This is a genomic window from Dehalococcoidia bacterium (assembly GCA_025054935.1).
Taxonomy (GTDB): domain Bacteria; phylum Chloroflexota; class Dehalococcoidia; order SpSt-223; family SpSt-223; genus JANWZD01.
The window spans coordinates 528,052-548,776 of sequence record JANWZD010000001.1 but is presented as its reverse complement, the minus strand read 5'-3'; the positions used below and the strand labels follow the sequence as shown (position 1 = coordinate 548,776).

Here is a 20,725-nt window from a genome sequence, read left to right as displayed (position 1 = left end):
CACCCTCGCTGGGACGACTGGCGCGCACGTGGAACGGACCACGGGGAAGTCTCAGCGTCTTCGCCATGCAGCCGCTCGCCTGGGCTGCAGCGCCGCCTCATACCCGACGTTCACGCTACGGAGGGGAAGTCTCATGCGCGCCATTCTTAGCGTCTCCAACAAGCACGGGATTGTCGAGTTTGCCCGCGGCCTCCAGGAGCTCGGGTTCGACCTCTACTCCACGGGCGGCACCAAACGCGCGCTCAGCGACGCCGGCGTGGCGGTCCGGTCGGTCAGCGACCTTACCGGCTTCCCTGAGATCCTCGAGGGACGGGTCAAGACCCTCCATCCGAACATCCACGGCGGCCTGCTGGCGCGGCGGCGCGTCGCGAGCGACCTGGAGGAGATCGCTCGTCACGGCATTGCTCCCCTCGACCTAGTCTGCGTCAACCTGTACCCGTTCGCCGAGACCGTCGCCTCTCCCGACGTCGAGCTGGAAGCGGCGCTCGAGCAGATCGACATCGGCGGCCCCACACTGCTCCGCGCTGCCGCGAAGAATCATCCGGACGTGATTGTCGTCTGCGACCCCGCAGACTACGACCGCGTTCTCGCAGGGCTGCGTGACGGCGGGCTCGACCTCGCCGTTCGCCGTCAGCTGGCGGCGAAGGCCTTCCAGCATACGGCCGCGTACGATACCGTGATTGCGCACTACCTCCGCGGCGATGCCGAGCGCTTTCCCCAGCAGCTCACCATTGCCCTCGAAAAGGTGCGCACGCTCCGCTACGGGGAGAACCCGCATCAGCAGGCAGCGTTCTATCGCGAACTGTCGCCGGCGCCGCGCGGCCTGCGCATCACCAACGCGCGTCAGCTTCACGGAGCGGAGCTGTCGTTCAACAACATTCTCGACGCCGACGCGGCGCTGAGCGCCGTCGCCGACTTCATTGCGCCGACGGTCGCTATTGTCAAGCACACCAACCCCTGCGGCCTAGCGACGCGGCCGATCCTCGCCGAAGCCTATCAGCGCGCCTTTGAGGGGGATATGGTCTCGGCGTACGGCGGCATCGTCGCGCTCAACCGCGCGGTCGATGCCGACACGGCGCGGCTGATGGCCGAGACGTTCTACGAAGTGATTATCGCGCCCGCATTTACCCCGGAAGCGCTCGCCATCCTGAAGAAGAAGCGTAACCTGCGGCTGCTCGAAGTCGGCGATTGGCTGGTGCAGCCGCCGCCCCGGCGTCCTGTCGCGGGCGACGAGTGGCAGCGCCTCGTCGCCGAGGCGCATGAGCGTTCGCAGCCCCCCGCCGGTCATCTCCCGCTCGAGTACGACCTCCGCCGCGTCAGCGGAGGCCTGCTCGTGCAGACGCGGGATGCGGTCCCTGTCGACCCGCTCGATCTCAAAGTTGTCTCTGCGCGGCGCCCGACACTCGAGGAGCTGACCGATCTTCTCTTCGCGTGGCGGGTCTGCCGCCATATCAAGTCGAACGCCATCGTCCTTGCGAAAGACCTCATGATGGTCGGAATGGGCGCCGGCCAGCCGAACCGCGTCACCTCGGTGGCGATTGCGCTCGAGCGCGCCGGCGACCGCGCCCCCGGCTCGGTGCTCGCTTCAGACGCGTTCTTCCCCTTCCCCGACGGAGTCGAACGGGCAGCCAAAGGTGGGGTTACCGCCATCATTCAGCCGGGCGGATCGATCCGCGATGATGAGGTCATCAAGACCGTCAATCACTACGGCATGGCGATGGTGTTCACGGGCATGCGTCACTTTCGCCACTAGCATGGCGGGCTGCTTCATCGCTCTCGAGGGGCTCGACGGCGCTGGGACGACAACCCAATGCGCGCTCTTGGCCGATGCGCTTCGTCGCCGCGGCCACGCGGTGCTCGCAACGCGGGAGCCGACCGACCGGCCGATTGGCGAGCTCCTCCGCCGCTTCCTGAGCGGTTCGCTTCCGCTCGCGCCGGCGACCGTGGCGCTGCTGTTTGCGGCCGACCGGCTTGAGCATCTGCAGCGCGACATCGCCCCCGCTCTCGAAGCGGGCGCGGTTGTGGTCAGCGACCGCTCCCTGCTCTCATCGCTCGCCTACCAGAGCATCGACCTCCCCGTCGAGTGGGTCGCTGCGATCAATCGCTGGGCTGATCACCCCGCCCTCACCGTCTTTCTCGACGTGCCGCCGGAGGTCTGCCTCGCGCGGCTCCTCCAGCGGGGCCGCCCCCCCGAACAGTATGAGCGGCTCGATCGGCTACGCGCGGTGGCGCGGGCGTATCAGCGCGCCCGCGACGCCGCCCGCCTTGCCGGCGCTGCGGTGCGCGTGGTCGACGGCAGCGCTGACCCGGCGACCGTGCACCGCGCTGTGCTCACGGCGGTTGCTCCCTTCGTCTCCGCGGGAGCGAAGGGCGACCTATAATTCGGCGTCTGCTGCTGGGAGCGCAGGGAGTCTGGGTGTGGTAGCGCGATGCCCTCGGTCGAGATCGTCATTCCCGTTTACAACGAAGAGAAAGCGCTGCCGGGGAGCATCGCGCAGCTGCGGGCGTTTCTCATTGAGCGCTTTTCCTACCCGTGGCGGATCGTCATCGCGGACAACGCCTCGGTCGACCGCACCCCTGAAGTCGGCAGAGCGCTCGCCGCTGAGCACGCCGATGTTCACTACCTTCGCCTTGAGCAGAAAGGCCGCGGACGCGCTCTTCGCGCAGCATGGCTCGCGTCCACTGCCGACATCCTCTCTTATATGGATGTCGACCTCTCGACCAATCTGAACGCCTTTCCTCCGCTCATTGACGCCATCGTCACCCGCGGCTACGACCTCGCCATCGGCTCTCGGCTAATGCCGGCCTCGCGCACCACCCGCTCGCTGAAGCGCGAAGTGATCTCGCGAGGCTACAACCTGCTGATCAAGGTGCTCTTCTGGAACCACTTCTCGGATGCGCAGTGCGGCTTCAAGGCGATCACCCGGCAGGCGGCGCACGAGCTGCTGCCCCTTGTCGAAGACGAGAGCTGGTTCTTCGATACGGAGCTGCTGCTCCGCGCGGAGCAGCACGGCTACCGGATCGCAGAGGTGCCGGTCGAATGGATCGAAGATCTCGATAGCCGCGTCAACATCATCCGCACTGCGATCGACGACGTGCGGGGGCTGTTGCGCGTTCGCTTCGGCCCCGCTCCGCCGCTCCGCCGCTCCTAGCGGCGCGACGCCCTGGCAGGCCGCCACGTCTTGGAGAGGACGTAGGCGAGCACCCCCACGACAATCACCGCCATCGGGATCAGCCCCGGCCAGCGTTCACTGCCCGCCGCGCCCAGCGAGATCGCCAGTCCGCCGAGGAAGGCGGTGAGTGCGTAGAAGAGATACACCACCTGACGCTGGGTCAGCCCGAGATCGAGCAGGCGGTGGTGAAGATGCGCCCGGTCGCCGCCTTTGAACGGCGAGCGCCGCTGGAGCAGGCGGTAGAGGATCACCGAGGCGACATCCGCAATCGGCAGCCCCATCACCATCAGCGCCGCGGCGATCTTCGCTCCGCCGATGATCGAAAAGACCGCCAAGAGGAAGCCGATCAGCGTCGCTCCCGAGGTGCCGAGGATCAGCCGGGAGGGGAAAAAGTTCCAGCGCAAGAAGGCGAGGGAGGCGGCCGCGAGCGCCAGCGGCAACGCCGCAATCGAGTGCTGCCCTTGGATCACCGAGACTAGAAAGAGGGTCAAGGCTGCGATGGCGCCCACGCCGCCGGCGAGGCCGTCGACGCCGTCGGCAAAATTGACGGTGTTGATCATGCCGACGATCCAGAGCACGGTGAGGGGGACCGCGATCAGCAGGGGCAGTTCGATGCGGCGGACCATGTCGATCTGGATCGTGAACAGCACGGCGACAAGGGCCACAGCGACCTGCATCCCGAACTGGGGCCAGGGCGAGAGGCGGTAGCGGTCGTCGAGGTAGGCGACCGGCAGGATAAGAAGAGCGCCGGCGACGAGCCCGGCAAGGCGAAGCCACTCGCCCGGATAGCGCGGGAAGAGCACGATGGCGGCAAGCAGCCCGGCGAAGAACCCTGCATACAGCGCGTAGCCGCCGCTCCGCGGCAGCGGCCGCTCTTGCGCTTCCCCCGGGCGAGGAAGATCGATCATCCCTTGGGCGACCCCGAACCGGTGAGCGAGCGGGAGCGCCAACGTGCCGACAGCAAAGGCGACGGCGGCGACAATCAGGTAGCCGACGAGGGGCGGCGTGGCGATCACGCGCTCAGAACCCGGGGGAAGGCAGCACGGGAGCGACGATGAGGCGGCCGTCGGCGCGTTCGACGCGATAGAGCGCCGCGTACTGGTCCCACGAACTGGGCAGTGCTGGCCCGCGCCAAGCGGCTGCGTCAATCACCCGCGACCAGTAGGTCACCATCACCTCGCCGCGCCACTCAACCCCGCGCCGGCGCGCCTCATCGTCGAGCGCGACGAGGCGGGTCTCGACGGCGAGATGGCTGATCTCGCGGACGACCCAATCGCCGTCAGGGGCGATCCTGATCTTGGTTGTCCAAGGCGGGCGGCGGCCGACCCCGCCAAACTCGGCGCGGAACGCCGCGAGCGCCTGCTCTTCTGCTTCCCGTATCGGGCTGCTCCACCCGCAGCTGGCACAGAGCAGAAGCGCGAGCAGAGGAAGAAGCGCGCGCACGTGTTCAGCGTAGCAGACTGGTCGCGCCGAGTCGAGAACTCTCCTACGGGGGACCCTGCTTCTCGCCAAGAAGCGCAGCGAGCCGGCGCTCGGCGCGCAGCCGGAGAGCGCGGACAGCGCGCGCGCTGATCCCAAGCGCGCGCGCGATCGGTGCCGCGTCCTCGTCGTGCCAGTACGACCGGATGAGGACGTCGCGTTGGCGCGCCGACAGCCGCTGCAGCGCGATCTCCACGTCGACACGCTCGATAAGGTCAGGCGCGGCAGCGATGGCGTGCTCCGGCGCGGGCAGCGGCGTTTCCGGCCGCGTTCGCTGCCGAATGCGGCGACGGTAGTTTTTCATCCGCCAGGCGAGTTTCACCTTGATGTAGTGGCCGAAGTAAATGGAGCTGCTGGGATCGTAGTCGCGAACCAGTTCGAGAAACTGGCAGACCATCTCCTGATAGTGCTCCTCATAGTCGGGCCAGCCTCGGCAGAGCGAACGGAGAAGCGGCTGAAACCGCTCGACTAATGCTTCCTGAGCGGCGCGGTCGCCCGCCTGAGAAGCGAGGACAAGAGCGTAGAGAGGGTGGTAGCTGCAGTTCAGCGGAGCGCTCCTTCCGCCGCGATCGCCCCGCGCTCAGCGGGGGCTCATCCCGCGTTGAGAATAGAACATTTGTTCTCGTCCCGTCAAGCGTCCCAAAGCGCTCGGCTGCCGGGCGGACGGCGGCACGCGAGACCTGCTCCTGCCCGGGACGGCACCGGCGCGGCGCTCTCCTGCCGCGGGGGAGCAGCAGACGGCGTCGCGTGCTCAGCCGACCCGTACCGTCGCGATCTCGATACTCTCCGCTCCCCACGGCGTCGCAAGCCGCGCTCCTCCCTCGAGGCGGTAGAGGCCGACGAGAAGGCGGTAGTCGCCGGGCGGAAGTCCTGCCGGGAGCTGCAGCGCCCGTTGGTCGAGCACCCGTTCTCCGGGCGACCAGAGTGAGGTTGGATACGTTCCGCCCCGCGGCGCGCCGTCGGCTTGGACGACCGGGCGGTCGTCTCTGCCCGCCAGATGGACGAAGACTTGGACGTCGTCCGGCTGGACGGTCAGTGCTCGCCAATGCAGCGCGATCGTGAGATCGCAGGGGGGGCGCGCGCTCTCCAGGGCGCAGCCGCCGGGGGGGAGGTCGACCCCGTCGAGCGCGATCCGCCCCCCGAGCGCAACCCCGAGCCAGCGCTCCGGCGGCGGCGGCGGCGGCGGCGCAATCTTCGTGATGCCGAGCTCGATGGTGTCGCCGACCGGCTGTTCGCCTGCGGGGCCAGCAGCTGTCCAGGGCAGGCGCTGCAAGGTGGCGCGGGGGTAAACCCCGGCAATCAGGCGGTAGCGGCCGGGCGGAGCATCGGGGGCGACCGGCAGCGAAAACCAGCTGATGACGCGCTCGCCGCCCTGCCACTGCCAGCTCGGATACGTCACCGCGTCATGCTGGCCGCGGAGCTGTCCCGTCGCGTCGAGCAGGTGGACGAAGAAAGCGAGGTCCGGCTGCACGGTCGGGCCGCGCGGCGACCATGCGATCGCCACCTCGACCCGCCCGCCCGGCGCGATCGCGGGCGGGATGTCGCTCCTGCTCGTCACCTCGACGACCCCGCCGGCGATGAAGGCGGCCGGCTGCGGGAGGCGGGGCACGACGATCGGCGCGGTCGGCGGGAGGAAGACCAGCCAAGCGCGGGGCCGACCGTCTGCGCCGGCCGGGCCCGGCGTGATGACAGCGTCCCCGACCGCAGACTGAAGCGTGCTGCGCGCTCGCTCGTTCGAGCCGGGGAGCGCGTAGACGGTCCCGTTTGGCCCGCGGTCGTGCCGGAAGACGACCCCCTCGCCGCCGTCGAACCAGAGTGGGGCGCGTGCGGGGGCGAGGAATTCAACCGTCGGGTGCGGCACAAAGGGCGCCGAGGCGTAGGCGAGGGTTCCAGGGGGCGCGTCGCGCAGGAGGCGGGCGGCGGCGGTCACCTCTGCTTCGAAGAACTGGGCGGTCAGCGGCGAAGCAGCCCAAACTAGAAAATAGTCTCGCACGGTGAGCGCCCCGGCGATCACCAGCCAGGCCGCCGCGAGCGTCGGCGCTACCGCCGGGCGGCGGAGCAGCGACGTGAGCGCCATCCCGAGGGTGGAGGCGCCGAGCGCAACGAGCAGGAAGACAGCGGGAGCGGCGCCGAGCGTGCGCAGGGCGTGGGGGTTGTCGACGGCGAGCGCGCTTGGCAGGAGGAGCATCGCCAGCCAGAGGAGGAGAAACGCTGCCGCCCGCTCGCGGAACCGGACGATGCAGATCGCTCCGCCAAGGGCGAACAGGGCGCCGCTCGCAAGGTCAAGCACGGGCCGGCCGGGGAGATTGTGGCGGGGCTCGCTGTCGCCGCGCCAGAAGAACATCCCGACGGTGTCCCACACGCCTCTCGCCGCGATGACCGCGATCTCCGCGGGGGAAGCTGCTCCGGAGAACGGCGACAGCTGCTTGGCGCGGTCGAGAAAGGAGGCTGGTTCGACCACAAAATAGATGAGGAGAGGAAGCGCGGTGAGGATCATCCCCCCGGCAAGCAGCGCCCATCCGCTGCGGTCGGCAGCAACGCGTCGTCGGTCGACAAGGAGCAGCCAGCCGAAGAAGAGCGCAACCGCAACTGGCGCCATTCGCGCTGCGAGATAGGTATACGGCGTTACGCCGAGGGCGATCCCGGCGCCGAGCCAGTTTCCGCGGCCGCCGCGGATGAGCCCCCGCCACAGGAGCCAGAAAGCGAGGGTCAGAAAGAACGGCATAGTGTTGACGCGAAAGCCGATGCGGTTCAGGTCGAGGGTCCAGAAGGTCGTCGCGAGACCGATGGCGGCGACGCTGCCGCCCCAGCGGCCGAGGAGCAGGCGGCCGAGGAGAAATGTCAGGCCGACCGTGCCGACGCCGAAAAGCGCCGCCGTTCCCCGCACTGTCTCCACGCTCGGCCCCAGTGCGGCGAAGACCCCGGCGAGAACATAGGGGAAGAGCGGTTCTTTGTCTCCCCAGTACACCTTGAGGAGGCCCCGCTGAATGTCTTGAGCGGCGAGCGCGTAGCCTGCCTCATCGCGCCACAGCCCCGGCGGGATCGTGTCGAGGGCGGGAAGACGCAGGAGGGCGGCGACGAGGATCACCCCGCCGAAGAGAAGCCAGTCGATGCGGGTGAAGGGCGCGCTGCCGCCCGCTTCGAGCGGGAGGCGCCACCGAGAGCCGAGCACGGAGCGAAGTATAGGCGCGTTGCTCTCGAACGTCGGTGGTACAATCGCTCAGTGAGCCAGCGAACGGTCATCGAACTGAGCGCCGATCGGCCAGCGCCGGAGTCCCGCTGGCCGAAGATGTTTATCTCCCTCAGCCAACCGCAATTCCGCGCTTTTGTCCTCGGGCTGGTCTGCACCTATGTGCCGATGACGATGCAGATGGTGACGACCGGCTACCTCGCGTATCTCATCGCTGGTCGCGCGACCGACCTCGGCCTTGTCGCGGTGGCATGGGGAGTGCCCGGCCTCGTCTTGACGTTGTTCGCCGGCGTCGCCGCCGACCGCTATGACCGCCGAGCCATCATGGCGGTCACGCAGCTGCTCGTTGGCCTCCAGACCGTTGTCATTGCGCTGCTCGTGCAGACGGGCGTGATCCAGGTCTGGCATCTTGTCGTCTCTGCGCTCTGGCAAGGCACGCTGTTCGCCTTCAACATGCCCGCTCGCCAAGGTGCGCTGCCGGACGTCGTTCCGGAGCGCTTTCTTGCCAACGCCATTGCGGTGAACAACTCGTTCTTCAACTTGTCCCGCATCGTTGGGCCGGCGCTCGCGGGGATCCTCATCGCCCTGCCGGGCGTTGGGATTGCTGGGGTGTATTACCTGATGAGTGCCTGCTACTTCCTCTCGGCGCTCCCGCTGCTCCTAGTCCGGCTTCCGCGGCGGAGCGGGGCGCCACGTCGGCCGATGTTTGCAGAGATTGGCGCCGGCTTCCGCTATATTGCGGCCCAGCCTTCGCTCTGGGTGATGATCCTGACGGCTTTTGTCTTCGTCGGCATCGGCATGCCCTACGTCAATCTCTTGCCGGTCTACGCCGTCTCGGTGCTCGGCGTTGAGTCGGCCGGGCTCGGTTTCCTGATGACGATGCAGGGCCTTGGCGCGCTTGTCGGGTCGCTGGCGCTGGGAGCGTTTGCCGACTATCCCCGCAAGGCGGTGCTGCAGCTTGTGGCAGCACTCGCCTTTGGGGCGCTGCTGCTCGTCGTTGGAGCGACCAGTAGTTTCGCCGTGGCGGCGATCCTGCTGATGGGCGCCGGCGGCGTGAGCAACCTCTTCATGTCGCTCAACAACACGCTGCTGATGCTGAACTGCGACCGCGACTACCTCGGCCGCCTGATGAGCGTCTATATGTTCACGTTCTCGATGATGCCGTTGATGGTACTGCCGATTAGCGCCCTCGCCGACCTCATCGGCGTGCAGATGACGTTTGCCCTGCAGGGAGTGCTGGTTGTGGGGCTGATGGCCGCAATCGCGCTTCTTGCGCCGCCTCGGGCCGTCTTTCGCGACTCGGCGACGGAGGAGCGCTCTTAGGCGGCGCTTGGCAGAAGACCGGCAGCAGCGAGGACAGTCGCGAGGTCGTGCCGGGCGGTCTCATCAAGCGGCGTGAGTGGGGAACGGGGGGCTCCCCCCGCATAGCCGAGGAGGTCGAGTGCTGCCTTCACCCCCGCGATGCCGTAGCGGCTGGTGATGGCAGTGTTGAGCGCAAGCAGCCGCCGCTGAAGCGCTTGGGCTTTCGGCAGGTCGCCGCAGGCGATCGCGGCGTCGAGTTCGACGCATGCCTCCGGCGCGACGATGGCGAGGCTGAGAATGCCGCCCGTTGCGCCGAGCAGCCGCGCGGGAAGATAGTGGCTCCCCGAGCCGATGAGCGGCGCAAAGTGGGAGGGCGCGCTCGCTGCGACCGCCGCGATCTTGGCGACATCGCTCCCGCTCTCTTTATAGCCGATGATGTTCGGGTGCTCAGCGAGCGCAAGGAGGGTCGAGACCGCGAGGTCGACCTTGGCGAAGGCGGGCATGGAGTAGGCGAGGACCGGGATGGGGGAGGCGTCGGCGACCGCCATGAAGTGCCGGAGGTACGCTGCCTCGTCGTAGAAGGGCGAATAGAAATGCGGGGTCAGCACGAGCGCCGCGTCGGCGCCAAGCGCTGCCGCCGCCCGCGTGAGCGCGATCGTGCCGCGCGTCGACTCGGCCGCAGTTCCCGCGATGAGACGCTTGTCCGGCGGGGTCTCGTCGCGGGCGCGTTCGATCAGGGCGAGCTTCTCCCGCTCCTCCAGAAGCGCAAACTCTCCGTTCGACCCCAGCACCACGTAGCCGGCAAGACCGGTCGCGTTCCACCGCCGGAGGTTCCGAGCAAACCGCTCGAGGTCGAGCGCTCCTTCGGCGTCGAAGATTGTCGGAACAGGAGGGAAGACACCCTGCACGCTCACCATCATGTTCTCCTTTGGTCGGGCGGGGCATTAGTCGGACGGCGCCGCAGCGAGGACCTGCCGTGCCGCGGCGCTGGCCGCTCCCGGCGCGACAGGATAGCCGGCCTCGGCGAGCACAGCTTCGAGCGCGGTCAGGACGAGGAGGACATTGGCGGCCGTCGCATTCACCCCCATCAAGCCGATCCGCCACGCCTTGCCGCGCAGGGGGCCTAATCCTCCGCCGATTTCGATCCCATAGCGGTCGCGGAGCGCCGCGCGCAGTGCCGCCTCGTCCACGCCCGCTGGGGGCTGGACTGCGGTCAGGGTTGGCAGCGAGTAGGGATCGGCGGCGATGAACGGCAGGCCGAGCGCGGCGAGCCCAGCACGCAGCGCAGCGGCGTTCCGCCGATGGCGAGCATACCGCTGCTCCGGCCCTTCCTCGAGGACGAGCCGGAGCCCCTCTCGCAGGGCGTAGATCATCGCCACTGGCGGCGTGTGGTGATAGGTCCGATTGCCGAGCCAATATTCCGCCAGCAGCTTCAGGTCGAGGTACCACGACTGAGCGGGGGTCTTCCGCCGCGCGATTTTCTCCCACGCCCGTTCGCTGAGCGTGATCGGCGACAGCCCCGGCGGGCAGCTGAGCGCTTTCTGCGTGCAGCTGTAGGCAGCATCGATCCCGTTCGCGTCGATATCGACCGCCTCGCCGCCAAGGGTTGTCACACAGTCGACAAGGAGCAGCGCGCCGTACTGCCGCACAATCTCGCCGAGGCGGTCGAGCGGCTGGAGAACCCCGGTTGAGGTCTCACCGTGGACAACGGCGACGAGGCTCACCCCTGGGTTCTCCTTGAGGGCGATCCGAACGCGCTCAGGGTCGACCGGCTGCCCCCACGGAGCGCGCAGGGGGAGGACCTCCGCGCCGGCCCGCAGGGCGATCTGGTGCAGTCGGTCGCCGAAATAGCCGTTCACGCCGATGATCGCTTTGTCGCCCGGCTCGAGGAGGTTGTACAGCAGCGCTTCCATCCCCGCGGTGCCTGTCCCCGAAATGGGGAAGGTGACGCGGTTCTCGGTGCCGTACACCCGGCGAAGCAGCGCAACGGTCTCGTCCATGACGGTGAACCAAGCGGGGTCGAGATAGCCGAGCACCGGCGCGGCGAGCGCGCGGCTCACCCGCGGGTGAACGTTGCTGGGACCGGGACCGAGCAGGAGCCGGCTTGGCGGGTCGAGTTCGTGGGCGATATCGGGCACGGCGGGTCTCTCCTGCGGTCTTCTCGCTACTCGCGCTCGAGGTCGACCTCGGGAAATTGGCGCAACACGTCTTTGACAAGCGCGACGATAGCGCGCAGTCGCTCCGGGCTTCGCGCTTCGTAGCGGGCGGTGAGAGCGGGCTCGGTGTTCGAAGCGCGGACAAGCGCCCAGCCGTCGGGGAAGATGATCCGGACGCCGTCGATATCGATAGTGTCGTATTCCTGCTTGAATCGCCGGCGCACTTCCTCGACGACGCGCTGCTTGGCGGCCTCATTGCAGGCGTAGCGCTCTTCGGGAGTGGCCGCATACTGGGTGAGGCTGCGCATCTGCGCCGAGAGCGGCTGCTCTTGGGCGGCAAGCCAGTGCAGCAGCATGCCGGCGGCAAAGGTCCCATCGTCGAAATCGATGACGGGGTCGTCGAAAAACAGGTGGCCCGAGAATTCGCCCGCGATCACCGCTCCGACCTCGCGCCGTTTGCGGGCGATATTCGTGTAGCCCGTGCGGGTCATGATGGGGGTCCCGCCAGCGCGCTCGATCTCCTCGATCAGCGCCATCGAACATTTCACGTCGAACACCACGGGACCGCGGCGAGCGGCGAGCGCGTGGCGGGCGAGAAAGATGAGATACTGGTCCGGCCAGAGGATGGCCCCGTTGTCGGCGACAATGCCGAGCCGGTCGCCGTCGCCGTCGAGAGCGACCCCGATCTCGGCACCGGTGTGCTGCACCTCCTTGATGAGCGACTGCAGGTTCTCGGGCTTGAGGGGATTTGGCAGATGGTTCGGGAAGGTGCCGTCCGGCTCTGTGAAAAGGCCGCACACCTCGGCGCCGATCCGGCGAAGCGCCTCGAGCGCTGTCGGTCCCGTCGCGCCGTTGCCAGTGTCGAGGACGACCCGCACTGGGCGGCTGAGGCGAAGGCGCTGCGCGAGGTAGTCCAGATAGGGGGTCACGGCATCGCCGTTTTCGAGCGTGCCGGCGCCATCGGCAAAGTGCTCCGTTTCAGCAAGGCGCCGGATCTCTTGGATCTCCTCGCTCGTCAGCGGCTCGCCGCTCTGCCCCGGCCGTTTGCGCAGCTTCAGGCCGTTGAATCGGGGGGGATTATGGCTTGCGGTAACGCACAGCCCTCCTTCCACCCCCAGGGTGTTGACGGCAAAGTAGAGCACTGGTGTCGGGACCATACCGATCGCGACCACATCGCAGCCGGCGGCGAGGAGGCCGTCGATGGCGGCGGCAGCGTAGCTGGGCGACGTAAGCCGGGCATCGTGGCCGACGGCGACGCGCGGCCGCTCGCTGCTGCGGCGCAGGAACGTCCCGAAGGCGCGCCCCAATTGCGCGACAATCCGCTCATCAAGATCAGTGCCGACAACACCGCGAATGTCGTAGTCGCGAAAGATCGTCGGGTTGATCGCTGGCTGCGTCACGGGCAAACTCCAAGCAGGGTGCAGCCGCATCTTGGCATCGCCTTCGGCCGCCGTCAAGCCCGGCAGTGCCGGGGCGCAGGAGAGACTATGGACGAGATCGAACGGCTCGAGGCACGACTGCGGGCGCTGGATGAGGAGATCGCCCGCCTTCGCCACGAATTGATCTGGCGCAAACGCGAGGTTCGGCCCGGCTATGAGCCGGCGGGCATACCGGAAGCAGAGGCGCGCTATCTCCAGTTGAGCGCGGAGTTCACCGAGACGTGGGAGCGGTGGCGTGCTGCGAACGAGGCGGCCGATGCGGCGTGGAGCGAGCAGTCCGCCTTCTCACCGCCCAGCCAGGGGCGTGAGGGCCCGAACTCTTAAGCGTTCATCGGGACGGAGAAGCGGATCGTCGTGCCCGCGCCCGGTTCGCTCAGGATCTCGCACTCGCCCCCGGCGAGATGCACGCGCTCGATGATGGAATGGAGCCCGATGCTTCCGCGTGCCAAACTGTCGCGCAGCGCCTCCTCGACCACGAAGCCACGGCCGTTATCCTGCACCGTCACCTGAATTCGATCTCCCTGGGCGACGAGATCGACCGAGACGCGGGTCGCTTTGGCGTGCTTTCGCGTGTTGACGAGCGCTTCTTGCACAAGGCGGTAGATCAGCGTTTCGACGGTCGGCGACTGCCGGCGGCCGATAGCGCTCGAGAGCGCGACCTCGATCCCGGTCTCGCGACGGAAGCGCTTGAGATATTCATCGAGCGTCGGGATGAGCCCTTGGACATCGAGAGAGGGCGGCCGGAGGTCGGTGATGATATCGCGCAGCAGATTGATGGCTGACTCGAGCGTGTCGCGCAAGGTTCGCAGGTGCTCCAGCGCGAGCGGATAGTCGCCTTTCTGCCAGAGCCGCTCGATCAGGTCGATCTTCATCAAGTTGAACCCGAGCATCTGCAGCACTTCATCGTGGATATCGATCGCGATGCGCCGACGCTCGTCTTCCTGCGCCGAGATAACCTTTTCAAGCAGGCGCTTGCGCTGGGCCTCCTTCGCTTCGAGTTCAGCGAACGCCCGCGCGAGGTCGCGCGCGTAGATCAGCTGCTGCTGGAGGCTTGCTTCGAGGGTAAGGGTTTTCAGTTCGATCGTCGACCAGTCGGACGAGGCGGCGGGGCGTGGGGCTTGGTCGAGGTCGGACATGGCTCCTAGGATACCGCAGGCGCGCCCGGTTGAAGGTCGTCAATTAAGCGGAAGATCTCATCCAACCGTCGGATGAGCGGCCCATCGAGCCGCGCGACCGCCCCGTTGCGGTCGAGCAGCACCGAAAGGATCCCTGCGCTCCTCCCCCCGAGGATATCGGCGCGGTAGGTGTCTCCCACATAGACCGCTTCCTCCGGCGCGACGCCGGCCCGCCGGAGCGCCAGTTCGAAGAGGTGGCGGTTCGGCTTCGCAGCCCCTACAACCGCAGAGACGACGACGAAGTCGAGATGATCGGTCAGCCCAATCCCGTGCAGGATCGGCGTGAGCCGGGCGCCCCAGTCTGAAATGACGCCCTGAATGAGGCCGCGCTGCCGCGCTTCGGCGAGGGTTGGCGCTACGTCGGGGTACGGTTCCCAGTAGTCAGGCAGCCCGTAAAGTTCGGTCACCTCCGCAGCGCAGGCGGCGATCTCCTCCTCGCCGAGATGGGCAGCAGCCCGCCTCAAGATCGTCCGGTAATAGGCATGCCAGAGGGCGGTGGTCTGCGCGTCGGAGGCGAACACCGCCTCGCCCTCTGCCTGAAAGCGCTCGAGGAAGAGGTCAAATGGCGGAATAGCCGAAGCAAGCTGCTCCGCTTCCGCCGGATGCCCGCGTCGCCGCAGCACCTCGGCCAGCAAGCGGTCGATCGTGAGCGTGGGCCGGATGAGGGTGAAGCCCGCGTCGTAGAAGAGCGCGCGAATCGGTCTCAGCGCTGCCTGCCTTTGCTCCTTTCACTTGAAGTGTAGCGCGCTCTCGGTGGGAGCAGCTAGCCGCCTATACTTTGGTGCGCTATCTGCCGGGAAGGAGCACGCAGCGACGATGGCCGAGAAGATCACGCCCCGCAGCGCCGACTACTCGCGTTGGTATCTCGATGTCATCCGTGAGGCGGAACTGGCCGAGAATGCGCCGGTGCGCGGCTGCATGGTCATCCGCCCCTACGGCTACGCGATCTGGGAGGCGGTGCGCGATGGCCTCGATCGTCGCTTCAAAGCGACGGGGCATGTCAACGCCTATTTTCCGCTCTTCATCCCGATGAGCTTTCTGCAGAAAGAGGCCGAGCACGTTGAGGGATTTTCGCCGGAGCTGGCGATCGTGACGATCGGGGGCGGACAACCGCTCGAGGAGCCGCTCGTCGTCCGTCCCACCTCTGAAACGATCATCGGCCACACCTACGCCCGGTGGATCCGCTCGTACCGCGACCTTCCTGTCTTGATCAATCAATGGGCGAATGTCGTTCGCTGGGAGATGCGCACCCGCCCCTTCCTGCGAACGCTCGAGTTCCTGTGGCAGGAAGGGCATACGGCGCACGCGACCGCGGAGGAAGCGATCGAGGAGACCTTGCGCATGCTCGATGTCTATGTTGACTTCGCGGTCAATGATGCGGCGATCCCGGTGATCAAGGGGCGGAAGAGCCACAACGAGAAATTCGCTGGCGCAGTGGAGAGCTATACCATCGAAGCGATGATGGGCAACGGTTGGGCGCTTCAGGCCGGCACGAGCCACTACCTTGGCCAAAACTTCGCCCGCGCTTTCGACATCAAGTATCTCGACCGCGAGAATGTGCTCCAATACTGCCACACCACCAGTTGGGGCGTAAGCACTCGGATGGTCGGCGCGATAGTGATGGTCCACGGCGATGATCAGGGGCTGCGGCTTCCGCCCGTGATGGCGCCGATCCAGGTAGTCATTGTGCCGATTTGGCGCGGCGAAGCGGACCGCGCGCTTGTCCTGCCGGTCGCCGAGCAGGTCGAGCGGGCGTTGGCGGGAGCGGGGGTCCGCGTCAAGCTTGACCGCCGCGACGATGTCACGCCGGGGTTTAAGTTCAACGACTGGGAGATGCGGGGCGTCCCGGTGCGGGTGGAGATCGGCCCTCGCGATGTTCAGCAGGGTACGGTGGTGCTGGCGCGGCGCGACCTTCCCGGCAAAGAAGGAAAACAGGTCGGCGTTCCGGTCGACGGCGTTGTTCCAGCAGTCCGGACGCTGCTTGAGGCGATTCAAGCGGAGCTCCTGCGCCAAGCGACGGCGTTCCGCGACGCCAACACCACGTTCGGCGTGCGATCCTATGCCGAGTTTCGCGAGGTGCTTGAGTCGCGTGGCGGGTTCATCCGAACACACTGGGCGGGCTCGAACGAGGATGAACTGCGCCTGAAAGAGGAGACAAAGGCGACCCTGCGCTGCTTCCTGCTCGATGCAGAAGAGGGCGAAGGGGTCTGCTTCTTTACTGGCGCGCGCACGCAGCAGGTGGCGATCTTCGCGCGCGCCTACTGAGCCGGCGTTCCGCCGTCGGCAGGGCGCGACGCGACGACGACCCGGTCGCGCCCTTCATGCTTCGCTTGGTAGAGCGCGGCGTCGGCGAGAGCGAGGAGGTCTTCGACGCTGCTGGCGAGGGAAGAGCTGGCGACGCCGATCGAAACGCTCAGGGCGCGATGTTGGCGGCCGCGGTGGAAGACGGCAAGCGCATGCACCGCCTCGCGCAGCTCCTCGGCACGGCGCGCTGCGACGTCCTCCGGCAGCTCCGGCAGCAGAATGACGAACTCTTCCCCGCCATACCGGCAGGCGACGTCGCCGGCCCGGGTATGACTTTTGAGCAGGGCAGCGATCTCGCGCAGCACAGCGTCGCCCGCGTCGTGGCCATAGTCGTCGTTGAACCGCTTGAAATGGTCGATGTCGATCATCATCACCGAGAGCGGGCGGCCGAGGCGTTGGGCGCGCATCAGTTCACGCTCGAGGGTCTCCTCGAGAAAGCGCCGGTTGTACAAGTCGGTGAGCGGGTCGCGGATCGACTGGCTGCGCAGCTGCTCGCGGAGGGCGAGATTGGCCAACGCGAGGGCGATCTGCTCGGCGACGGAACTCGCGAGCCGCGCTTGGCTCTCCGGCACTGCGCGGGCGTCTTCCATCTGGAGCGTCAGCACGCCGAACGCTTCGCCTTGAGAAGCGAGCGGCACGCAAAGCGACGGGGTCGGCACCCCTTGCCGGAGATGCGGACAGGTGACGCTTGTGGCGAGGTCGGCGGCGAGATGAGGACGTCCGCGCCGCAGGCTCCAGCAGTCGTTCGGCCCGAAAACGGGGTCGCCGGGCTGCGGGTCGCCCCAGCCGCATACCCGATCGACGGCGTTTCGCGACGCCTTGATGATCGCAACCGAGCCGCGGGTCCGCGGGAAGAGCTGCGGCCCGTAGCGCGCCACGATGTCGTACGCCTCGTCAGTAGAGATGCACAGCTGGAGCAGTTCCACCATGTCGCGCAGGATCGCCACCTCGCGGTTGCGCTGCTCCAGTTCGACGATCTTCTCGGTCAGCTGCTGGTTCGCGGCGGCGAGGGCCTCCGCTGCCTCCCGCTGCTTCTCTTCCGCGCGCCGGCTTTCGGTGATATCGCGGACGATCGCGTCGAAACCGACGATCTCCCCGCGCTCGTCGAGCAGCGGCGTGACCCGGTGCTCCGTCCAGATCACGCGGCCGTCTTTCCGGATCATCCGAACGACAATCGGCGCGCTCGCCCACTCGCTCGGCGACCGGGGGGCCACGAGCTTTGCGCGGTCATCAGGGTGGCAGACCTGGGCGCACAGTTCGGGGTCGCGGTACCATTCCTCAGGGGCGTAGCCGAACACCCGGGTGGCCGAGTTGCTGACGTACTCGTAGCGCTTCTGCGGGCGGACCCGCAGCCGGTAGATCACGTCGGCAGCATTGTCGAGGAGGCGCCGCAGCCGCTCTTCGCTTTCCCGAAGCGCTTGTTCAGTGTCCTTGCGATGCTGAATATCCTCGATCTGCGTCAGCAGGATCGGCTCAGGGTCGCCATCGAGGCGGGAGATGCGCACCTGCACCCAGTAGGGGGTGCCGTCGCGACGGATGAACCGCTTCTCCAGTTCAAATGAGGGGATCTCGCCGTTGAGCAGCCGCCGGACCTGCTCCAGTTCGATGCGGCGGTCCTCCGGGTGGGACAGGTCGGTGCCGGTCATGCGCAGCAGTTCGTCTTCGCGGTAGCCGGTGAGCTCGCATAGCGAATGATTGACCCGAAGGAAACGTCCATGGAGGTTCGCGAAAGCCATGCCGATGCCGGCATTTTCGAACACGTCGTGAAGCTGCCGGTTCTCAATCTCACGTCGGCGGCGCTGCTCCCGTTCGGCAGTGACATCTTCCGCCGACCAGATGACGCCCTCAATGCCAAGCGCCTGGGTATCGAGGCGGGCGGGACGCCACCGCAGCCAGCGCTCCTCTCCGGTGGGGGTGTGGAGTGGCAGCTCCCCGTTCGGCGGGAAATCCGGCTCGGTCGGCAGCCGTGCCCAGCGGCCGGGAGTGCGGAGCAGTTCCTCCGGCTCCGCTCCGACAAGGTCGCACAGGCGACGATTGACGCCGGCTAAGCAGCCTTGCCGGTCGACGAGGATCGCTGGCCCCGTAATGAGGGCGAGCACCCGCTCAACTGATTCCTCCGTGAGACTGATGTGCATCCTCCGCCTCTCTCAACGCTCCGCTTCGCGTCGTCTCAGTCTACCGGCCGCGCGGCGTCGCGTCTGTGCGTCAAATCCCGTATGCGCTATAGCCAATTTGGGGGAGACGCCCGCCCGCTCTACTCTTGCTTTCGGCAGGAATTGGCAGGAGCAACAGAGCCCGCAGAGGCAGGCGGCCGGCCGAGAGCGTTTCTGCGGGAGGACAGAAAGCCGGCGGCTCGGTACCATACGCGGAGGCACGCTGAAGGCGTCAGAGCGGGCAGCGAGATCGTGACGGCGGCAGGGGGAGAGCAATGCCTTGGGACCACTACCAAGGGATAGGCTGGTTTGCGCGGAGAACGCCCGACCCGCATCCGACGATTGCGTTTTATCGCGACGTCGTCGGCCTGCCGGGGCTTCGTGGCCGGCCGAACTCGCAGATGTTTTGGGCGGGCGAGACGACGATCCTGTGGGTGTCGCCCGGCGGGACGCGTCCGCCGCGCTACACCGACCGCGCCCAGGCGCCGCTCATCCCCGTGTTCCGGTGCCACGGCATCCAAGGCACGATCGACCGCCTCAAGGCGGCCGGGACGATCTTCATCAATGACTTTCGCCCTGAACCGGACAGTCGGCTCGCCTATTTTCTCGACCCTTCCGGCAATGTCACTGGGCTCCAAGAGCGGAGCCGAGGGTCATCGCGTCCCCAAGATCAGGAAGCGTGGCGGCGCTGGGACGCCGGCGCGACTAGGATCCCGGGGGTGCCTTCCCTGCCGCCGGATATTCAGTCGCTCGGCTGGGTAGTGCTTCGCGTGACCGACCTCGAGCGGTCAAAGGTGTTCTACCGCGATGTTCTCGGCTTTCCTCTTGTCCGTGAACGCGCGGGCGGGGCGATGTTCGATTTAGGGGAGACGGCGCTGCTGGATATCCAGCCGGGCGGCCAGCCGCAGCCGCCGCTGCAGGACCGCAGCCAAGCGAGCAATTGCGTCATAATGCGCGTTCACCGGCTTGACGAGCTTGCTGCTGCCCTGCTGGCGAAAGGCGTGCGCTTCGTCAACCCGCCGTTTGAGGGGTCGGGGCGTCTTGCCTATTTCACCGACCCGGACGGCATTCTCTGGGGCATGCAGGAGCGGCCGCCGGACTCGCCTCGTCCTGAGGACCAAGAATCGGCCCGGCGCTGGGCGGCGCGCCGCCGCTAGGCGGCTCCGTTCCACCAGCGGGTGCAGTCAAGATCGCCGAGCGTCTGCTCGAGAAACGGCGCGAAGCGGGCAGCGAACGGATTAAGGACGACCGCCGCCAGCCCGATGTCAAGCTGCTCTGGTGTCAGCCCCGTGGGGGCGATGAGAGCCAGTCCGAAGCTCAGCAGCCGATCCCGCTCTCGGACCGTAAACGCGCCCATCGGCATGATCTCTGCGTTCAGCCGGTTGGCTTCTTGAATGGCGGCAGGAAGCGCCGACTGAAGCACAATGCCGCAGGGGCGGTCCAGCTTCACCACGAGGTCGCGCGCCTGAACGACGATGCTTGTCGTCGGCGGGCCGAAGCGAATGATGATGGAGTCGTGCCCTGCCGGCGAAAACCGGAGGCCGAGCGCGCCGCACACTTCTTCGATTCGACTGCGTGTGTTCATCTTCCCTCCCAAGCGGTATTCCGTGGCGACGCGCAAAGTGCGACTGGGCGCGCCGGCGCGTCTGCCGCTTCTCGCCAAGCAGGTATTCCGCGACGGCGCGCAAAGTGCGATTGCCTTTACCGGGAGAAGTCGCGCAGGAGAACCGGTTTCGTCGGACCGAGAAAGCCTTCTGCGCGCACCAGCTGGGGAGTGGTGCGCAGCAGCAGCTTTTTCCAGGGCTCATTTGGGTGATTGTTGCCGACCCCCGTCGCCGCTTCGCGCCGGTCGAAGAACGCCTGGATCTCCGCCTCGTCCTCGATGATCTCGCAGATCCCTTGCATCCAGACACTCTTGAGCCATTGGTTTTCGGGGGGACATTTCTCGACCCAGAGATAGGCGACGACCGGGTTGTTGCGGATATGCTGGTTCTTCAGGTGCTCCCCTTGACTGATCGTTCCGACGGTCCACCCCTCCACGAAAGCGCTCACCGGCCGGCAATGCGGACGGCCATCCTTCCGCAGCGTGATCAGGAACTTCGCGGTGTGCGGTGAGGAATGCTTGATCCATTCCTTGATCGCTTCCCGCACCTGCTCGGCTTGTTCCGGGGTCGCCTCGCGCTCCTCCTGCAGGATCTGCGCCCGCGTCATCTGCCGATATTGCGCTCGATAAGCGTTCTCCATCGTGTTCCTCCCTCCGCTTCTGCGCGCCCAAAATAGGCCATCGCGTTCTCGCCAACAACTCGCGCTCTCCTTGGCGCGGCGTGGCACACTTTAGCGAATCGGCGTCACCG

19 protein-coding genes and 1 riboswitch are annotated in these 20,725 nt (G+C 67.0%); of the genes, 7 read left to right on the top strand and 12 right to left on the bottom strand.

The genetic code is table 11. The features are described 5' to 3' along the window. Nucleotides 1-3: 3 nt before the first annotated feature. Nucleotides 4-92: riboswitch (ZMP/ZTP riboswitch) on the top strand. A 41-nt stretch (nt 93-133) separates the two neighbouring features. The 3 genes from purH to NZ773_02405 are packed head-to-tail and all read left to right on the top strand — an operon-like array spanning nt 134 to nt 3,152. Further along, the gene (purH, locus tag NZ773_02415; protein MCS6800781.1) at nt 134-1,753 is read left to right on the top strand and encodes a bifunctional phosphoribosylaminoimidazolecarboxamide formyltransferase/IMP cyclohydrolase; all 1,620 of its coding nucleotides are present in this window, start codon (nt 134-136) and stop codon (nt 1,751-1,753) included. 1 nt (nt 1,754) lies between these two features. Next, nucleotides 1,755-2,381: a dTMP kinase gene (gene tmk, locus NZ773_02410; protein ID MCS6800780.1), complete on the top strand. Its 627-nt coding sequence runs from the start codon at nt 1,755-1,757 to the stop codon at nt 2,379-2,381. A gap of 48 nt (nt 2,382-2,429) precedes the next feature. Then, a complete protein-coding gene (locus tag NZ773_02405; GenBank protein MCS6800779.1) occupies nt 2,430-3,152 on the top strand; it encodes a glycosyltransferase family 2 protein in 723 nt (240 codons plus the stop codon). Here NZ773_02405 and NZ773_02400 read toward each other — a convergent pair. From NZ773_02400 to NZ773_02385, 4 genes are all read right to left on the bottom strand, one after another. Continuing rightward, nucleotides 3,149-4,189: an undecaprenyl/decaprenyl-phosphate alpha-N-acetylglucosaminyl 1-phosphate transferase gene (locus tag NZ773_02400; protein ID MCS6800778.1), complete on the bottom strand. Its 1,041-nt coding sequence runs from the start codon at nt 4,187-4,189 to the stop codon at nt 3,149-3,151. The genes NZ773_02405 and NZ773_02400 overlap by 4 nt on opposite strands. Before the next feature lie 4 nt (nt 4,190-4,193). After that, nucleotides 4,194-4,616 (bottom strand): hypothetical protein, encoded by a 423-nt coding sequence (locus tag NZ773_02395; GenBank protein MCS6800777.1) that lies wholly within the window; start codon nt 4,614-4,616, stop codon nt 4,194-4,196. Nucleotides 4,617-4,659: 43 nt separating this feature from the next. Then, a complete protein-coding gene (locus NZ773_02390; protein ID MCS6800776.1) occupies nt 4,660-5,199 on the bottom strand; it encodes a sigma-70 family RNA polymerase sigma factor in 540 nt (179 codons plus the stop codon). A 204-nt stretch (nt 5,200-5,403) separates the two neighbouring features. Then, on the bottom strand, nt 5,404-7,824 hold the full coding sequence (locus NZ773_02385; GenBank protein ID MCS6800775.1) for a glycosyltransferase family 39 protein: 2,421 nt from the start codon (nt 7,822-7,824) through the stop codon (nt 5,404-5,406). A 51-nt stretch (nt 7,825-7,875) separates the two neighbouring features. On the opposite strand from NZ773_02385, the gene NZ773_02380 reads away from it, so the two are divergent. Then, entirely contained in the window at nt 7,876-9,165 is a 1,290-nt protein-coding gene (locus NZ773_02380) for an MFS transporter (protein MCS6800774.1), read from the top strand. On the opposite strand, the gene NZ773_02375 is transcribed toward NZ773_02380, so the two are convergent. Genes NZ773_02375 through NZ773_02365 form a run of 3 tightly spaced genes read right to left on the bottom strand, consistent with a single transcriptional unit; the run spans nt 9,162 to nt 12,700 of the window. Beyond that, nucleotides 9,162-10,064 carry a dihydrodipicolinate synthase family protein gene (locus NZ773_02375; protein ID MCS6800773.1) on the bottom strand — a complete coding sequence of 301 codons (903 nt, stop codon included), beginning with the start codon at nt 10,062-10,064 and terminating at the stop codon, nt 9,162-9,164. The genes NZ773_02380 and NZ773_02375 overlap by 4 nt on opposite strands. A gap of 24 nt (nt 10,065-10,088) precedes the next feature. Further along, nucleotides 10,089-11,273: an alanine--glyoxylate aminotransferase family protein gene (locus NZ773_02370; GenBank protein MCS6800772.1), complete on the bottom strand. Its 1,185-nt coding sequence runs from the start codon at nt 11,271-11,273 to the stop codon at nt 10,089-10,091. 35 nt (nt 11,274-11,308) lie between these two features. Then, complete coding sequence (locus NZ773_02365) at nt 11,309-12,700, bottom strand: phosphomannomutase/phosphoglucomutase (protein ID MCS6800771.1); 1,392 nt, start codon at nt 12,698-12,700, stop codon at nt 11,309-11,311. An 87-nt stretch (nt 12,701-12,787) separates the two neighbouring features. Between NZ773_02365 and NZ773_02360 the strand changes: the two genes are divergently transcribed. Beyond that, nucleotides 12,788-13,063 carry a hypothetical protein gene (locus NZ773_02360; protein MCS6800770.1) on the top strand — a complete coding sequence of 92 codons (276 nt, stop codon included), beginning with the start codon at nt 12,788-12,790 and terminating at the stop codon, nt 13,061-13,063. On the opposite strand, the gene NZ773_02355 is transcribed toward NZ773_02360, so the two are convergent. Next, complete coding sequence (locus NZ773_02355; GenBank protein ID MCS6800769.1) at nt 13,060-13,875, bottom strand: sensor histidine kinase; 816 nt, start codon at nt 13,873-13,875, stop codon at nt 13,060-13,062. The two genes, NZ773_02360 and NZ773_02355, sit on opposite strands and share 4 nt — an antisense overlap. A gap of 5 nt (nt 13,876-13,880) precedes the next feature. Further along, nucleotides 13,881-14,537, bottom strand: coding sequence for an HAD-IA family hydrolase (locus NZ773_02350; protein ID MCS6800768.1), 657 nt, complete (start codon nt 14,535-14,537; stop codon nt 13,881-13,883). 193 nt (nt 14,538-14,730) lie between these two features. Between NZ773_02350 and proS the strand changes: the two genes are divergently transcribed. Then, on the top strand, nt 14,731-16,179 hold the full coding sequence (gene proS, locus NZ773_02345) for a proline--tRNA ligase (protein ID MCS6800767.1): 1,449 nt from the start codon (nt 14,731-14,733) through the stop codon (nt 16,177-16,179). On the opposite strand, the gene NZ773_02340 is transcribed toward proS, so the two are convergent. Continuing rightward, nucleotides 16,173-18,353: a diguanylate cyclase gene (locus tag NZ773_02340; GenBank protein ID MCS6800766.1), complete on the bottom strand. Its 2,181-nt coding sequence runs from the start codon at nt 18,351-18,353 to the stop codon at nt 16,173-16,175. The genes proS and NZ773_02340 overlap by 7 nt on opposite strands. A 293-nt stretch (nt 18,354-18,646) precedes the next feature. Here NZ773_02340 and NZ773_02335 point away from each other — a divergent pair, with 293 nt between their 5' ends. Further along, a complete protein-coding gene (locus tag NZ773_02335) occupies nt 18,647-19,528 on the top strand; it encodes a VOC family protein (GenBank protein ID MCS6800765.1) in 882 nt (293 codons plus the stop codon). On the opposite strand, the gene NZ773_02330 is transcribed toward NZ773_02335, so the two are convergent. Further along, a complete protein-coding gene (locus NZ773_02330; GenBank protein MCS6800764.1) occupies nt 19,525-19,956 on the bottom strand; it encodes a YbjN domain-containing protein in 432 nt (143 codons plus the stop codon). The genes NZ773_02335 and NZ773_02330 overlap by 4 nt on opposite strands. Before the next feature lie 116 nt (nt 19,957-20,072). After that, on the bottom strand, nt 20,073-20,615 hold the full coding sequence (locus tag NZ773_02325) for a pyridoxamine 5'-phosphate oxidase family protein (protein ID MCS6800763.1): 543 nt from the start codon (nt 20,613-20,615) through the stop codon (nt 20,073-20,075). Nucleotides 20,616-20,725: the final 110 nt, after the last annotated feature.

Bases quoted from the DNA above. Each gene is read 5' to 3' on its own strand.
- NZ773_02325 (MCS6800763.1), bottom strand. From the start codon at position 20,615: ATGGAGAACGCTTATCGAGCGCAATATCGGCAGATGACGCGGGCGCAG.
- tmk (MCS6800780.1), top strand. From the start codon at position 1,755: ATGGCGGGCTGCTTCATCGCTCTCGAGGGGCTCGACGGCGCTGGGACG.
- NZ773_02375 (MCS6800773.1), bottom strand. From the start codon at position 10,064: ATGATGGTGAGCGTGCAGGGTGTCTTCCCTCCTGTTCCGACAATCTTC.
- purH (MCS6800781.1), top strand. From the start codon at position 134: ATGCGCGCCATTCTTAGCGTCTCCAACAAGCACGGGATTGTCGAGTTT.
- NZ773_02330 (MCS6800764.1), bottom strand. From the start codon at position 19,956: ATGAACACACGCAGTCGAATCGAAGAAGTGTGCGGCGCGCTCGGCCTC.
- NZ773_02335 (MCS6800765.1), top strand. From the start codon at position 18,647: ATGCCTTGGGACCACTACCAAGGGATAGGCTGGTTTGCGCGGAGAACG.
- NZ773_02360 (MCS6800770.1), top strand. From the start codon at position 12,788: ATGGACGAGATCGAACGGCTCGAGGCACGACTGCGGGCGCTGGATGAG.
- NZ773_02355 (MCS6800769.1), bottom strand. From the start codon at position 13,875: ATGTCCGACCTCGACCAAGCCCCACGCCCCGCCGCCTCGTCCGACTGG.
- NZ773_02405 (MCS6800779.1), top strand. From the start codon at position 2,430: ATGCCCTCGGTCGAGATCGTCATTCCCGTTTACAACGAAGAGAAAGCG.
- proS (MCS6800767.1), top strand. From the start codon at position 14,731: ATGGCCGAGAAGATCACGCCCCGCAGCGCCGACTACTCGCGTTGGTAT.
- NZ773_02340 (MCS6800766.1), bottom strand. From the start codon at position 18,353: ATGCACATCAGTCTCACGGAGGAATCAGTTGAGCGGGTGCTCGCCCTC.